This window comes from Rhodococcus sp. BS-15 (assembly GCF_000813105.1).
In the GTDB taxonomy this organism is placed as follows: Bacteria; Actinomycetota; Actinomycetes; order Mycobacteriales; family Mycobacteriaceae; genus Rhodococcoides.
In genome coordinates this window covers 1-14,993 of record NZ_BAOX01000102.1, presented here as the reverse complement: position 1 = coordinate 14,993, position 14,993 = coordinate 1, and the positions used below count along the sequence as shown (strand labels likewise).

General features: G+C 65.1%; 12 protein-coding genes and 2 pseudogenes. 11 read left to right on the top strand and 3 right to left on the bottom strand.

All coding sequences use genetic code 11. The annotated features are described in order from the left end of the window. A pseudogene (locus RHBS_RS13575) lies at nt 1-899 on the bottom strand (coenzyme F420-0:L-glutamate ligase); the annotation flags it as partial. After that, complete coding sequence (gene cofD, locus RHBS_RS13570) at nt 896-1,870, bottom strand: 2-phospho-L-lactate transferase (RefSeq protein WP_128645797.1); 975 nt, start codon at nt 1,868-1,870, stop codon at nt 896-898. The pseudogene RHBS_RS13575 and the gene cofD, both read right to left, overlap by 4 nt. 710 nt (nt 1,871-2,580) lie before the next feature. Here cofD and RHBS_RS13565 point away from each other — a divergent pair. Continuing rightward, on the top strand, nt 2,581-2,814 hold the full coding sequence (locus tag RHBS_RS13565; protein WP_027496498.1) for a WhiB family transcriptional regulator: 234 nt from the start codon (nt 2,581-2,583) through the stop codon (nt 2,812-2,814). 30 nt (nt 2,815-2,844) lie between these two features. Here RHBS_RS13565 and RHBS_RS13560 read toward each other — a convergent pair whose 3' ends face one another. Next, nucleotides 2,845-3,324, bottom strand: coding sequence for a metallopeptidase family protein (locus RHBS_RS13560; protein WP_121870293.1), 480 nt, complete (start codon nt 3,322-3,324; stop codon nt 2,845-2,847). A gap of 72 nt (nt 3,325-3,396) precedes the next feature. Here RHBS_RS13560 and RHBS_RS13555 point away from each other — a divergent pair, with 72 nt between their 5' ends. The 10 genes and pseudogenes from RHBS_RS13555 to RHBS_RS13510 form a co-directional block, all read left to right on the top strand. After that, the gene (locus tag RHBS_RS13555) at nt 3,397-3,807 is read left to right on the top strand and encodes a DUF3499 domain-containing protein (protein WP_183130194.1); all 411 of its coding nucleotides are present in this window, start codon (nt 3,397-3,399) and stop codon (nt 3,805-3,807) included. A 197-nt stretch (nt 3,808-4,004) separates the two neighbouring features. After that, on the top strand, nt 4,005-5,387 hold the full coding sequence (locus RHBS_RS13550; RefSeq protein ID WP_128645796.1) for a phosphomannomutase/phosphoglucomutase: 1,383 nt from the start codon (nt 4,005-4,007) through the stop codon (nt 5,385-5,387). A gap of 71 nt (nt 5,388-5,458) precedes the next feature. Continuing rightward, entirely contained in the window at nt 5,459-6,601 is a 1,143-nt protein-coding gene (locus RHBS_RS13545) for a tobH protein (RefSeq protein ID WP_128645795.1), read from the top strand. Further along, entirely contained in the window at nt 6,601-7,830 is a 1,230-nt protein-coding gene (gene manA / locus RHBS_RS13540; RefSeq protein ID WP_128645794.1) for a mannose-6-phosphate isomerase, class I, read from the top strand. Before RHBS_RS13545 ends, manA begins: the two co-directional genes overlap by 1 nt. A 159-nt stretch (nt 7,831-7,989) precedes the next feature. Then, entirely contained in the window at nt 7,990-9,507 is a 1,518-nt protein-coding gene (locus RHBS_RS13535; RefSeq protein ID WP_128645793.1) for an amino acid permease, read from the top strand. Between the two features lie 268 nt (nt 9,508-9,775). Continuing rightward, nucleotides 9,776-10,879 carry an alkane 1-monooxygenase gene (locus RHBS_RS13530; RefSeq protein WP_306303532.1) on the top strand — a complete coding sequence of 368 codons (1,104 nt, stop codon included), beginning with the start codon at nt 9,776-9,778 and terminating at the stop codon, nt 10,877-10,879. A gap of 122 nt (nt 10,880-11,001) precedes the next feature. Beyond that, nucleotides 11,002-12,486 (top strand): adenosylhomocysteinase, encoded by a 1,485-nt coding sequence (gene ahcY / locus RHBS_RS13525; protein WP_121870289.1) that lies wholly within the window; start codon nt 11,002-11,004, stop codon nt 12,484-12,486. A 19-nt stretch (nt 12,487-12,505) separates the two neighbouring features. Next, a complete protein-coding gene (locus RHBS_RS13520; RefSeq protein ID WP_128645792.1) occupies nt 12,506-13,171 on the top strand; it encodes a dTMP kinase in 666 nt (221 codons plus the stop codon). Nucleotides 13,172-13,175: 4 nt separating this feature from the next. Continuing rightward, nucleotides 13,176-13,852, top strand: a pseudogene (gene mtrA / locus RHBS_RS13515) (MtrAB system response regulator MtrA). After that, nucleotides 13,849-14,993 (top strand): sensor histidine kinase (locus RHBS_RS13510; protein ID WP_145977516.1); only part of this gene is annotated, 1,145 nt, incomplete at its 3' end. The pseudogene mtrA and the gene RHBS_RS13510, both read left to right, overlap by 4 nt.

The window sequence follows — 14,993 nt, the reverse complement described above, 5'->3', positions numbered from 1 at the left end:
GGTGTGCGGGGCCGGGGCGGTGAGGGCATCGGCAACGGCGCCGCGAAGGGCGTCCGGATCGACCGGTTCGTCGGTGAACGAGCGCACCGACCGTCGGCGCAACAGCGCCTCGCGTCGACCACGATCGAGTGCCTCGGCGGTACCGAGCCAGAACAGGTCGTCCTCACCGCCGCGCAGCAGCGTCGCGGCGGTGGAACCGTCGTCGACGGGAGTCAGTCCACGTACGACGGCGATCGGAACCCCGCCGAGCTTCCCCTTCACCAGATCGCCCGCGGCAGCGAGCTCGTCGGCGATCGCGACCTCGGTGACGACGAGCTCGTTTCCCTGACCGTCCTCGGCTCCGGCGTACGCATGTACGACGCCCAGGCCGGCGGCACCGATGGCGGCGTCGGTCTGGCCGATCCGCCATGCCCGACCCATGGTGTCGGTGACGACCACGGCGACCGTCACCCCCCAGCAGCGCGCCGAGTGCAGTGCGGAGCGCTGCGGCACTGGCGTCGGGGGTTCTCGGGCAGCAGTGCCAGTTCGCCGCCGTCGACGTTGGAGCCGTCGATTCCCGACGCGGCCTGCACGATGCCGAGTCGATTCTCGGTGATGAGGGTTCGACCCTTGCGTGCGACGATGCGCACGGCCTCCTGCTCCACCAGGACTCTGCGGGCGGCATCTCGCTCGTCCGCATCACGGGGTGCCTGCACCAGACGGCCCTCGACCTTGGAGAGGATCTTGCTGGTGACGATCAGGATGTCGCCGTCACGTAGCCACGGCGCTCGGTCCGCCACGGTCGCAGCCAGATCGTCGCCCGGCCGGAACTCGGGGAGCCCGGTCACCGGCAGAATTTCGATCGCCCCGCCGGGAGCGTGATCACCCGGTGCAGTGTGTGTGGCGTGGGAGTCGGTCACAGGTCGAGTCCGGCTGCGCGCAGAGCGGTGCGGGCCATGACCGCTGTGGTCTCGGGGTCGGTCATCAGCAACGGAACCGACTGCACGTCCACCCCGTCGACGACCGCCGTATCGGTGGTGTGCACCAGCCATGCGTCGAGAATGCCGGTACTGCTTCGGCTTCCGTAGTGACGGCCCACCGCCTGCGCCGTGGTCTCGACTCCGATGACGGACAGGCACTCGTCGGCCATGCCGCGCAACGGCTTACCGTCCACGACGGGGGAGAGCCCGACCACCTTGGCAGCCGTCGTGCGAAGCGCCCCGCGGATACCCGGCACCGCGAGGATCGCGCCGACGCTCACCACCGGATTGGACGGCGCCAGAACGACGGCGTCGGCCTCGGTGATCGCCTCGACGACTCCCGGTGCCGGAGTTGCCTGTTCGGCCCCGATGTTGGCGAAGCTGTGGGTCGGAATCTGTGCGCGGTACCGAACCCACCACTCCTGGAAGTGAATTGCGCGCTGCTGCTCAGCGCTCGGGTAATCGGGATCGGTGACGACGACGTGGGTCTCGGAGCGATCGTCGGTGACGGGCAGGAGCCGGACTCCGGGTTGCCAACGGTTGCACAGGGCTTCGGTCACGGCCGACAGCGGATAGCCGGTGCGCAACATACGACTGCGGATCAGGTGCGTGGCGATGTCGCGGTCGCCGAGTCCGAACCAGTCGGGATCGGCACCGTAGGCTGCCAATTCGTCCCGCGCGTTCCAGGTCTCCGCGATGCGACCCCAGCCGCGATCGGTGTCGATTCCTCCGCCGAGGGTGTACATGCACGTGTCGAGATCCGGACAGATGCGGAGTCCGTGCATCCACACGTCGTCGCCGACGTTGACCACGGCGGTGATCTCGTGCTCGGGGTTGTCGCCGAACAAGGATTTGAGACCCTGAAGGAACCTAGCGCCACCGACACCACCGACCAGAACAGTAACTTTCACAACACGCGAGCCTAGTGGGGTTGCGGTGGTGCGTGGTGAGCGCCCACCCGGTGCCGCACCCGTGCGAGAGGACGGTGTGCAGGTGCCATAACCGCCGCGACACGCACGGGACGGGCTGCGATCCGGGGAGGGCGCCGATTTCGGGCATGTGATGGTATTGGATTTGCTCGATCGGCTTGACCGCGACACACCTGGAAGTGTCTAATCACAGGTATGTCATTCAGTGTTCGCAGCACGAGTTCGATTGCAGCGAACCTGGTTTCGAACACTCGTTCCCCTTCTGTTCGTCCCTGACTGGACGTCGAGTAGAGGTCGAGAGTCGGACCGACACGTTGGACAAGCTCGATCGAATATCGGCGCGGGGCAAGGTATTCGAGAACACGAGGACCGAAAGTATCTGCGCTACCACAGGTGAGGAGGCGGAAGCGATGTATGACCAGCACGTGACACGTGATCAGCGGGGCGGACCCACTGCACATCTCAGCGCTGTCGACGACGCGCCGCAAACCGAGTCCGGCATCGGCGCAGATTCGAGCGTCTCGATCGACGCGGGTTCTGCGTACGTCGAACCGGCGGACGAGACCGACAGCGACGTCATCGACAACGACGTCGAACTCGACTCGGATTCCGACGCCGACTCGATGCCGTTCGTCGCCGAATCGGTACCACCGGCCAAGCCGTTCCTCAGTCTCGTCGCGGGTTTCGACGAGATGTTCGAGGAGATCGAGGACCAGTGGCAGGAGCGCGCTCTGTGCGCGCAGACCGACCCCGAGGCCTTCTTCCCCGAAAAGGGTGGTTCCACCCGCGAGGCCAAGCGCATCTGCCTCGGCTGTGAGGTCAAGGACGAGTGCCTCGAGTACGCGCTCGCCAACGACGAGCGGTTCGGCATCTGGGGTGGGCTGTCCGAGCGGGAACGTCGCAGGCTCAAGCGCGGAATCGGCTGAGTGGTTCGGTTCCGTCTCCGGACGGATCGATCATTCCCCGGCCGGGTCTATCTCGTCGGGGTCGATGCCGAGATACGTGGCCACTTGCTCGACCAGAACCTCGAACAACAGATCTTCCAGATCCTCCGGGTGCTTGGCCCGCCGTTCCAGCGGTCGCCGGAACAGCACCACCCTGGCGCGTGTCGTCTCGCCGCGCTTGTCGATGCCGGCGGGTACCAATCGCGAGAGCGGCACCGGACCTTCAGCCACCACCTCGGGTGGCCACGTCACCGATTCCGGATCCAACGCCCTGATCTTGGGTACCTCGTCCACGGCGATGTCGAGCTTCGAGAGCTTCTCGTGCCATCGATGATCGATCCGCGCGAAAGCCTCGAGCACCAGCCGGTCGAACTTCTCCGCTCGTGACCGCCTGGCCGGGATGTCCTCGGGCAGAACCGGTCCGCGAACGCCGCGGCCGTGGCGAGCCACGGACCGAGAAGTGATCCTGCGCGCGGATGAGAATCGAGGCATAGGGGGAGGTTATCGCGCTCGTCCGGTGTGTCGGTCGTTCGGTCGGTTGGGCCCACCGGATACTCTGCACTCGTGAGATCACTGCGTGGCTGCTGCAGGCCTGGTTGCAACCGTTCTGCCGTTGCGACGCTCACATACGTCTACTCCGATTCCACCGCGGTCGTCGGGCCGCTGGCCACAGTCGACGAACCGCATTCCTGGGATCTGTGCGAGGTGCACGCGTCGACCACCACCGCTCCCAAGGGCTGGGAACTGGTGCGTTACGAAGGCGGCTACTCGACGTCGAGCCCCGACGAGGACGATCTGACGGCCCTCGCGGAAGCCGTACGCGAGGCTGGGCGCGGCGATCGCGTCCGCTCCGAGGACCGCGAGAGCTCCGACCGCTCGATCTCTCGGCCGTCCGACACCGAACGCCGATCCGCTCCGGCCGTCCGAACGGGCAGGCGCGGGCACCTTCGAGTTCTTCCCGACCCCACGTCCTGAGCCGCCCGAGCACACCGAGTGTGGTGTGCATCGGTCCGACTGGCCGGTCCGTCTGCTGTCTGGCAAGGTTCGGAGGAGCAGGACCGAAACGGACCGCGACGGTCTGCCGATACTTGGTGTGGATCGCACCGCTACCGACGCTCGATATCCGACGCCGATGTGCGGCGTCGTCGACAACGATCACCAGGAGAATCTTCGTGGCCCGAACCGCAGAGTCCGTGAACGCCGTCATCAAGGCCTACGACGTCCGTGGCGTCGTAGGTGAGCAGATCGACGAGGCGTTCGTGCGTGATGTCGGTGCATCGTTCGCACGATTGGTTCGTGACGAGGCCGGGGCCGCGCGCTCGGTCGTCATCGGGCACGACATGCGTGATTCCTCGCCGGCACTGTCGCGGGCGTTCGCCGACGGCGTCACCGCTCAGGGCCTCGACGTGGTGCACATCGGGCTGGCGTCGACCGATCAGCTCTACTTCGCCTCCGGCATGCTCGAATGCCCGGGAGCGATGTTCACCGCCAGTCACAATCCGGCGAAGTACAACGGGATCAAGCTCTGCCGCGCAGGTGCCAAGCCAGTGGGCCAGGACACCGGCCTGGCCACGGTCAAGGCCGAATTGGTGGACGGGGTACCGGAGTTCGACGGCCCGGCCGGGACCGTGGCGTCTCGTGACGTGCTGGCCGAGTACGCCCAGTTCCTGCGCGACCTGGTCGATCTGTCGGGTATTCGCTCCATGAAGATCGCGGTGGATGCAGGCAACGGCATGGGCGGACACACCGTGCCCGCCGTGTTCGCGCCGCTGCCGGTGACGATCGAACCGTTGTTCTTCGAACTCGACGGCAGCTTCCCCAATCACGAGGCCAATCCACTCGACCCGGCGAACCTGGTGGACCTGCAGCGATTCGTCGTCGAGACCGGTTCCGAGATCGGCCTTGCGTTCGACGGCGACGCCGATCGGTGCTTCGTCGTCGACGAGAAGGGTGACCCGGTGTCACCATCGGCCGTGACCTGCCTGGTGGCCGAACGCGAACTGGCCAAGGAGCCGGGCGCGGTCGTCATCCACAATCTGATCACCTCCCGCGCCGTGCCGGAGCTGGTCGAGAAGCTCGGTGGCACGCCGGTCCGCACCCGAGTGGGGCACTCGTTCATCAAGCAGGAGATGGCCGACACCGGAGCCATATTCGGCGGAGAGCACTCAGCGCACTACTACTTCCGTGACTTCTGGGGTGCAGACTCCGGCATGCTCGCCGCGCTGCACGTTCTCGCTGCCTTCGGGGCACAGGATCGCCCGTTGTCGGAAATGATGGCCACCTACGAGACCTACAGTGCATCGGGCGAGATCAACTCGACCGTCGACGACGGCGCCGAACGCACCGAGGCGGTACTGGCGGCGTTCGCGGATCGGACTTCGGGAATCGACCGACTCGACGGTGTGACGGTCGATCTCACCGACGGTGCCTGGTTCAACCTGCGGGCCTCGAATACCGAACCGCTGCTCCGGCTCAACGTCGAAGCACGCACCGCAGCGGATGTCGACGCGCTTTCGACAGAGATATTGAGCATCGTTCGCGCCGGACTGGAATAGTGGTTACCAAGGGTTCATGAGTGGGTATGCAGACGTTTCGAGCGGGTGAGGTAAGGGGAGGTGTCGCAGCCATGACGGCAGTGTCGTCTCTGGTCGATCTCGACGATTCGGATGCTCTCATCGCAGCCGATCGTGAGGGCTCCCTGCGTAGCGCAGCGCTGGCGGGCGCGCAGGTTCGTGCCGTTGCGACCGCGGTCGACGAATCGGTTCTGGCCCGGTTGGCCGATCTGCGTCCCCGGAGCGTGGTGATCGTCACCGGCGACGGACGGAGCAGCCGGGCAGCGTCACTGCTCGTCGCCGCGCTCGGTGATCGCCTCGGGGTCCCTCTCGTACGAAGCACCGGAACTCCGCCGTGGATCGGCCCACTCGACGTGGTGGTGGTGGCAGGCGACGACGCCGGGGATCCACGACTGGCCGAGTCGGTCGACGCGGCAGCCCGGCGCGGTGCCGAAGTCGTGGTGGTCGCTCCCGAGGAGGGGCCTCTGCGTGCCGTCCGGGGAGCCAGAGTCATGTGGCTGCCGCCGCGAATCGCAGTCCGTGACCACAATGCTCTGATGCGCTACCTCGCGGCGTTCGTGGCCGTACTGGGGGCGGTTGCCGGCGGATCGTGGAAGACGTTGCTGCCCAATTTGTCTCGTCTTGCAGACCTGCTCGACGCAGAGGCGGTACGAAACAGTCCGTCCAACGAGATGTTCCACAATCCGGCCAAGGCCCTCGCCAGTGGGTTGAACGGTCGGCGGGTGGTGCTGACCGGGGGCAGTCCCGCTGCGGTCGAGGTCGCTCGGCACGGCAGCGAGGTGCTGCTGCGCGTTGCGGGTGTCGTCGTCGGTGCGGGGGAGCTGGGCGACGTCATTGCTGCATCCATCCGGGCGTCCGTCGTCGAATCATCCGGCACACCACAGACATTCGACTCGTTCTTTCACGACGAGCAGCTCGACGGACCACCGCCGGTGCTGCCGATGCGCATCGTCGTGGTGGCCTCGGACGCCGATCGCGCGATGACCGAACGACGAATCGCCGGTGTTCCGGAATCGGAGTTGTTGCTCGCCGATTCGAGTGAGCCGCTGTTCGGCGGCGAGCGCGTGAGATCCGAATTCGACAATCCCGCACCGGTGCCGGATCCGGATAGACTCTCGGTGCTCGACACGATGTCCGTGTTGGCGACGCGGTTGGACACCACTGCCGCGTATCTGCTGTTGATGGGCGGTAGCTAGTGCAGCTCTTGCGAGGCGCGGTGCGGTCCTACGCATGGGGTTCGCGAACGGCGCTGGCTCGGATTCAAGGCCGCCCGGTGCCGTCCGATCATCCCGAGGCAGAGATCTGGCTCGGCGCTCACCCGGCCGACTCCGCGCACGTCGTGCACGAGGGCGGCAGCACACCACTGCTCACGCTGATCGACGGCGACCCGGGCACGCACCTGGGCGGCTCTGCACAGCACTTCGAGTCGCGCCTGCCGTATCTGCTGAAACTGCTTGCCGCAGAAGAGCCGTTGTCGCTGCAGGCGCATCCCAGCAGTGCTCAGGCCCGGGAAGGCTTTGCACGCGAGAACGCCGCGGGTGTCCCCATCGACTCTCCGGTACGCAACTACCGGGATCCGAACCACAAGCCCGAGCTGATCGTCGCGCTCACGGAGTTCGAGGCGTTGGCGGGCTTCCGGCGGCCCGCCGACACCGTCGAACTGCTCGACGCACTGGCCGTCCCCGCCCTTGGTGGGTATCGAACCCTGCTGGCCGCCCAGCCGGATGCTTCCGGGCTGCGCACCGTGTTCACCTCGTGGATCACGCTGCCCGGGCAGGCATTGGACGACATCTTGCCTGCCGTCGCCCAGGGATGCATCGACTATCTCTCCGGTCCCGCACGCACGGACGGTGGACGATTCGCCGCCGAGGCCAGAACTCTGCTCGAGCTCGGGGAGTCGTATCCCGGTGACGCCGGAGTGCTCGCGGCGCTGCTGCTCAATCGGGTGACACTGACTCCCGGCCAGGGTCTGTACCTCGACGCGGGGAACCTGCACGCGTATCTGCGCGGTACCGGCGTGGAGATCATGGCCAACTCCGACAACGTGCTGCGCGGCGGACTGACTCCCAAGCACGTCGACGTCCCGGAACTGCTGCGTGTGTTGGATTTCGAGCCTGCCGACATCTCGCCCATCACCCCGGGTGTCGACGATCGACCGACCTACCTCTATCCGACGCCTGCACCCGAATTCGCACTGAGCCGGACTGCGGTTGCGGCGGGGGAGACGGTCGCCGTTCCCGGCTCCGGCCCGAGAATTCTGTTGTGCACCAGTGGCACCGTCGTGGCCGGTACGAAAGGCGGACAGGTCGAGCTGACGGTGCCGCAGGGCAGCTCTGCCTGGATACCCGCTGCAGACGAATCCGTCACCGTGACCGCCGATTCGGGCGAGGCCGAGGTGTTCGTGGCCTCCGTCGGACGCGTGTAGATCGGGCAATTCGGGCATCGTTGCGCCGCTTGCGGTTTCGAACTGCGTAATTGTGCGAACGGTCCGTCCGGAGGCAATAGTCTTATGCCACAGTGAATCGAAGTGACGGATGTGTTCGGTGATCCGTCGGTAGATGTGAAGTGGCGATACGGAGACCCGATGACCAGAGCAGACCGGCCCGCGAAGACCCCACGCACGACGGGTTGGTTCCGGACCAAATCGATCGAGCAGTCGATCCAGGACACCGACGAGCCGGACACGAAACTTCGGAAGGAACTTGGATCCTGGGATCTGACCGTGTTCGGCGTCGCCGTGTCCGTCGGTGCAGGCATCTTCACCCTGACCGCGCGGACCGCCGGAAACGTTGCGGGGCCGGCAGTGTCGTTGGCCTTCGTGCTCGCGGCGATCGCCTGTGGCCTCGCGGCGCTGTGTTATGCGGAGTTCGCGTCCACCGTGCCCGTGGCAGGAAGCGCGTACACGTTCTCGTACGCGGCGTTCGGTGAGTTCATCGCCTGGATCATCGGATGGGATCTCATCCTCGAGTTCGGCCTCGCAGCCGCCGTGGTGGCGAAGGCGTGGTCGCTCTATCTGGGCGATCTGCTCGGTACGGCCGCTCCGGTGCTCGAGATCGGCTCACTGAACTTCGATTGGGGTGCACTGCTGATCGTGGTGGTGCTGACGGTGCTCATCGCGTCGGGAACCAAATTGTCCTCACGGGTGTCGTTGGTCATCACCGCCATCAAGGTGATCGTCGTTCTGTTCGTCGTCGTGCTCGGAGCCTTCTACATCAAGGTGGCCAACTACGACCCCTACATTCCGCCGTCGGAACCGGGCTCGACGGGCGAGGGGCTGCATCAGTCTCTGCTCTCGTTCGTCACTGGTGCGGCAGGCAGCACGTTCGGTTGGTACGGACTGCTGGCCGCGGCGTCTCTGGTGTTCTTCGCTTTCATCGGATTCGACGTGGTGGCAACGACCGCCGAAGAGACCAAGGAACCGCAGAAGGCGCTCCCACGCGGAATCCTCGGATCGCTCGCGATCGTCACCGTGCTGTACGTGGCCGTCACGCTGGTTCTGACCGGGATGGTCAAGTACACCGATCTGGCCGGTGACAGTTCCACGCTGGCGACGGCATTCGAGCTGAACGGGTTGACCTGGGCCAAGAACATCATCTCGTTCGGCGCACTCGCCGGTCTGACGACCGTGGTGATGGTGTTGATGCTCGGGCAGACCCGGGTGCTCTTCGCGATGTCGCGAGACGGGCTGGTGCCGCGGGCATTGGCGCGCACCGGAAAGAAGGGCACGCCGGTTCGGACGACGATTCTCGTCGGTGTCATCGTCGGCCTGCTCGCTGCTTTCGTTCCGCTCGGCACGCTCGAGGAAATGGTGAACATCGGTACGCTGTTCGCGTTCGTGCTGGTCTCGGCCGGGGTTCTCGTACTGCGCAGAACTCGCCCCGACCTCCAGCGTGGTTTCCGCGTTCCGTGGGTTCCGCTGGTGCCGATTCTCGCGGTCCTCGCGTGCCTGTGGTTGATGCTGAACCTGTCGGTCGAAACATGGCTGCGTTTCCTGGTCTGGATGGCCGCCGGTGTCGTCATCTACGTCGTGTACAGCAGACGGCACTCGGTGATGGGAATGCGGGAAGCCGAGAAAGTTCGTGTCGAAAAGTCGGAGCACTGACCCAGCATCGGCGACGCGTAAGCGCCGGGTTACGTCCTGAGCAGGGACTTCCGGCTGACTTTAGATAGCGTCACATCAAACCGCTGGAATGTTATACCCTCGAAAACAGACTTGGAGGACTCAAAAAGTTCGATGAGAGGGTGTTGCAACAGTGAGTGTGGACGGCCGAATTCCTTCGATGGAGGGTTCGGGTGTCGCTTTCGGGGGGCGGGATTCGAAGGCCAGTGAACGGTCGGTTCGCTGGCAGGACAACAAACGTTATCTGTGGATGCTGGGGCTGTTGGCCCCGGCGTCGGCGCTACTGCCGTCGCAGTTGGTCTACTGGACGGGCATGCCGCTGTTCTGGTGGAGCGGCGTGCTGGTGTTTTTCGTGATCATTCCGGTGATCGATCTGATCGCAGGTGAGGACGGGCACAACCCGGATGCCTCGGCCAGCGAAAAGCTGCAGAACGATCGGTACTACCGGTGGTGCACATACCTCTTCCTGCCCGTTCAGTTCGTCGGACTCTTCGTCGCATGCTGGATGTGGGCGTACGGCGAGCTGAACGTGGTGGACAAGATCGGCCTCGCGGTGACGGTGGGCCTGGTGGCAGGCACCGGTATCAATGCCGCTCACGAACTGGGCCATCGCATCGAGCAACACGAGCGGTGGTTGGCCAAGATAGCCCTGTCCCAGACGCTGTACGGGCACTTCTTCGTCGAACACAATCGCGGACACCACGTCCGAGTGGCGACGCCCGACGACCCCGCGAGCGCACGACTCGGCGAGAGCGTGTGGACCTTCGTGCCGCGCAGTACCGTCTTGGGACTCGCCTCAGCGTGGAAGCTCGAGGCGCAGCGACTTCGCCGCAAGGGCCGCTCGGTCGCGAGCCCGAACAATGCCCTGCTGCACACGTGGCTGCTCAGTGTCGTGCTGTTCGGCGCGCTGCTGATCGTGTTCGGCTGGTCCATCGCGCCGTACCTGCTGTTGCAGGCCATAGTCGGATTCGTCCTGCTCGAGATGGTGAACTACGTGGAGCACTACGCCCTGCTCCGCGAAACGAACGATCGAGGCAGATACGTTCGGTGCTCGCCCCGCCACAGCTGGAACAGCGACAGGATCTGCACCAATATCTTTCTGTACCACCTGCAGCGACACAGCGACCACCACGCCAATCCGGGCAAGCGCTATCAGACCCTGCTCTCCTGCGACGAGGCTCCGCAGCTGCCCGCCGGCTACGCGTCGATGGTGATGCTCGCCGCAATTCCGCCGCTGTGGCGTCGGGTGATGGATCCGCGGGTATCGGCGCATTACCAGGGAGATATCACCCGCGCGAACATCCTGCCCCGCAAAAGGGCGCGAATCCTGGCGCGAGCCGGACGAAACGGATAGAGCGGGTTCTCGACAATCGGTCGTTTCGTCGGTTCAACTCCTGCACGCTCGGGCAGCCGGGGGTGCCGCCGCGCGGACCCGATAGCCTGGACCACAGATACTCAGTCAACAGGAGAGGCAAGATGACGACCTCAGTTACGTCAGGATCGGCACTCACCGTGGATCACCGCGGTGGAATCGACTTCAAGGTCGCAGACCTGTCGCTCGCGGAATTCGGCCGCAAGGAAATCCGACTCGCCGAACACGAGATGCCCGGCTTGATCGCGCTGCGTCGCGAATACGCCGACGTTCAGCCGCTCAAGGGAGCACGGGTTTCGGGATCGCTGCACATGACCGTGCAGACAGCCGTGCTGATCGAGACCTTGGTTGCACTCGGAGCCGAAGTTCGTTGGGCGTCGTGCAACATCTTCTCCACCCAGGATCACGCAGCAGCGGCCGTCGTCGTCGGCCCGTACGGCACCGTCGAGGAGCCCAAGGGCGTCCCGGTGTTCGCCTGGAAGGGCGAAAGCCTCGAAGAGTACTGGTGGGCGGCCGAGCAGATGCTCACCTGGCCCGAGCAGCCCGCCAACATGATTCTCGACGACGGTGGCGACGCCACGATGCTGGTACTGCGCGGCGCGCAGTTCGAGAAGGCAGGCGTCGTCCCGCCGACCGACGACGATCACGATTCGGACGAGTACAAGGTGTTCCTCGGCCTGCTTCGTCGCTCGCTCGAGGCATCGAAGTCCAAGTGGACCGAGGTGGCCGAGTCCGTGCAGGGCGTCACCGAGGAGACCACCACCGGTGTGCTCCGGCTCTACCAGTTCGCGTCCGCGGGAGAGCTCACATTCCCCGCCATCAACGTCAACGACTCGGTCACCAAGAGCAAGTTCGACAACAAGTACGGCACCCGGCACTCGCTGATCGACGGCATCAACCGCGGCACCGACGTCCTCATCGGTGGCAAGGCCGTGCTGGTCTGTGGCTACGGCGACGTGGGCAAGGGCTGCGCCGAGGCGCTCAAGGGCCAGGGTGCACGGGTGACCGTTACCGAGGCCGACCCGATCAACGCGCTGCAGGCGCTCATGGACGGCTTCGACGTCCGCACGGTCGAGGAGTTCATCGAGCAGGCCGACATCGTGATCACCTCGACAGGCAACCTGTCGATCATCACGTTCGAGCACATGCGCAAGATGAAGCACCAGGCGATCCTGGGCAACATCGGCCACTTCGACAACGAGATCGACATGGCGGGGCTGGAGAAGGCCCCCGATGTCACGCGGATCAACATCAAGCCGCAGGTCGACGAGTACCAGTTCAAGGACGGGCACTCGATCATCGTGCTGTCCGAGGGCCGCTTGCTCAATCTCGGCAACGCCACCGGCCACCCGTCGTTCGTCATGAGCAACAGCTTCTCCAACCAGGTCATCGCTCAGATCGAACTGTGGACCAAGCCGGACGAGTACGACAACGAGGTCTACCGCCTGCCCAAGCACCTCGACGAGAAGGTCGCACGCATCCACGTCGAAGCGCTCGGTGGCTCGATCACCAAGCTCACCAAGGAGCAGGCCGAGTACATCGGCGTCGACGTCGAGGGCCCGTACAAGCCCGAGCACTACCGCTACTGACCGACGGACCGGTCCGGCAGTGGGAAAACTGTTCGTCATCGAAGGAGTCGACGGAGCGGGCAAGAACACGCTCGCCCGTCGGCTCGTTTCGGCGTGGGAACGTGACGGCCTGTCGGTCGAGCGCATCGGGTTTCCCCGGTACGACCGGTCGATCCATGCCGATCTGGCGGCGGAGGCGTTGCACGGCGAACACGGTGACACCGCGGGCAGCGTGCACGCGATGGCCCTGTTGTTCGCGCTCGATCGCCGGGACGCGGGTGACGAGATCCGAAAGTTGCTCGCGGACAACGATATCGTTCTGCTCGATCGGTATGTGGCATCCAATGCGGCCTACACCGCCGCTCGGCTCGAGCAGTCCGCCGACGGCGAGGCCGTCGAATGGATCAGGTCGCTCGAATTCGACCGATTCGTAGTACCTGTTCCCGACGTCCAGATTCTCCTCGACGTCCCGGTGGCGCTGGCCGCCGAGCGTGCTGCGGCCCGTGAGAGTGCGGACGCCGCTCGCACCAGGGATGCCTACGAACGGGACAGTTCGCTGCAGAACCGAACCTCGGCTGCGTACGGCAGCCTCGCTGCCTCGCACTGGGTGTCGCCGTGGCGAGTCGTCACCGCCGACGTCGATCCCGATCGACTCGCCGCCGACATGTTCAATCAGCCATCAGGCGTTCGGAAAGTGACACCATAGGACCATGAAGCCTCGGATTCTGGTTGTGGACGACGATTCGGCTCTGGCGGAGATGCTCACCATCGTGTTGCGCGGTGAGGGATTCGAGCCCTTCGTGGTCGGCGACGGCACTCAAGCACTGGCTGCCGTGCGCGAGAACCGGCCGGACCTGGTGCTGCTCGATCTGATGCTTCCCGGCATGAACGGCATCGACGTCTGCCGCGTGCTGCGCGCCGACTCGGGCGTACCGATCGTCATGCTGACGGCCAAGACCGACACCGTCGACGTCGTCCTGGGTCTCGAGTCCGGTGCGGACGACTACATCATGAAGCCCTTCAAGCCGAAGGAACTGGTCGCTCGGGTGCGCGCGCGCTGCGCAGGACCGAGGACGAACCCGCCGAACTGCTGTCCATCGCAGACATCGTCATCGACGTTCCGGCCCACAAGGTCAGCCGCGGCGACGAACTCGTCTCCCTCACCCCACTCGAATTCGATCTGCTCGTGGCATTGGCGCGCAAGCCGCGACAGGTGTTCACCCGAGAGGTCTTGCTCGAACAGGTCTGGGGCTACCGCCATGCGGCCGACACCCGACTGGTCAACGTGCACGTGCAGCGCCTGCGCGCCAAGGTCGAGAAGGATCCGGAGAACCCCGAGGTGGTGTTGACCGTGAGGGGGGTCGGCTACAAGGCCGGACCGCCGTGATCCGTTTCTCCCATTCTCGGCGGCGAATCAACGGCAAGTTCTCTCCCGTACTGCGTTGGTTTCGTTCGCTGAGTACGTCGCTGGGCCATGCCTGGCGTCGATCACTACAGCTACGCGTCGTCGTGTCGACGCTGACGCTGTCCCTGGTGGTCATCCTCATCCTCGGGGTGGTGTTGACCAGTCAGATCACCGATCGACTACTCGAAGCGAAGCTGTCCGCCGCCACCGAGGAACTCGACCGTTCGCGGACCACCGTCGAGGGCAACCTCGCCGGAGCCGACGATTCGAGCGGGCTCGCGACCCGCCTCGAACGAGCCAGGGCGGCACTGACCAATCAGGACCTGGACGCCGCGTCGACCACCGGGTCGGCGGGATCGTTCGATCCGGTCCTGATCGTGGAAGGCGACGCCACCCGCGCGGAGGCCTCGGTCGGTCCGGTCGATCAGATCCCGAACAGCCTGCGCGACTTCGTCAAGAAGGGTCTGATCAGTTCGCAGTATGCGACGGTCACCGACAGCGACGGCGGGTATACCGGCTCTGCGCTGATCATGGGATCTCCCACCGGATCCGACATCTCGGCTCTGCAGCTCTATCTCATCTTCCCGTTGGCCAGCGAGGATCGCACGCTCTCTCTCGTGCGCGGAACGTTGTTCATCGGCGCAGTGGTGCTGCTGGTACTGCTCGCTGCGATTGCGATGCTCGTCGCACGTCAGGTGGTCCTGCCCATCCGTTCGGCGTCGAGGATCGCGGTTCGGTTCGCCGACGGCAGGCTCAAGGAGCGCATGCCGGTCCGCGGCGAGGACGACATGGCCAGACTCGCGATGTCGTTCAACGAGATGGCCGAGAGCCTGTCCAAGCAGATCACCCAGCTCGAAGAATTCGGTAACCTTCAGCGCCGATTCACCTCCGACGTCAGCCATGAACTGCGCACCCCGCTCACCACCGTGCGGATGGCCGCAGACCTCATCCACGACGCCAGCGACGACCTCGAGCCCGCACTCAAGAGATCCTCGGAGCTGCTGGTCAACGAGCTCGATCGGTTCGAGACCCTGCTCGGCGACCTGCTCGAGATCAGCCGTCACGACGCGGGCGTCGCCGAACTGGCCGCCGAGCAGCTCGACCTGCCGCATGTGCGCCGCGA

Coding starts and splice junctions, on each gene's coding strand:
- ahcY (WP_121870289.1), top strand. CDS start 11,002: ATGACGACCTCAGTTACGTCAGGATCGGCACTCACCGTGGATCACCGC.
- RHBS_RS13545 (WP_128645795.1), top strand. CDS start 5,459: ATGACGGCAGTGTCGTCTCTGGTCGATCTCGACGATTCGGATGCTCTC.
- RHBS_RS13565 (WP_027496498.1), top strand. CDS start 2,581: ATGTTCGAGGAGATCGAGGACCAGTGGCAGGAGCGCGCTCTGTGCGCG.
- RHBS_RS13530 (WP_306303532.1), top strand. CDS start 9,776: ATGCTGGGGCTGTTGGCCCCGGCGTCGGCGCTACTGCCGTCGCAGTTG.
- RHBS_RS13535 (WP_128645793.1), top strand. CDS start 7,990: ATGACCAGAGCAGACCGGCCCGCGAAGACCCCACGCACGACGGGTTGG.
- RHBS_RS13560 (WP_121870293.1), bottom strand. CDS start 3,324: ATGCCTCGATTCTCATCCGCGCGCAGGATCACTTCTCGGTCCGTGGCT.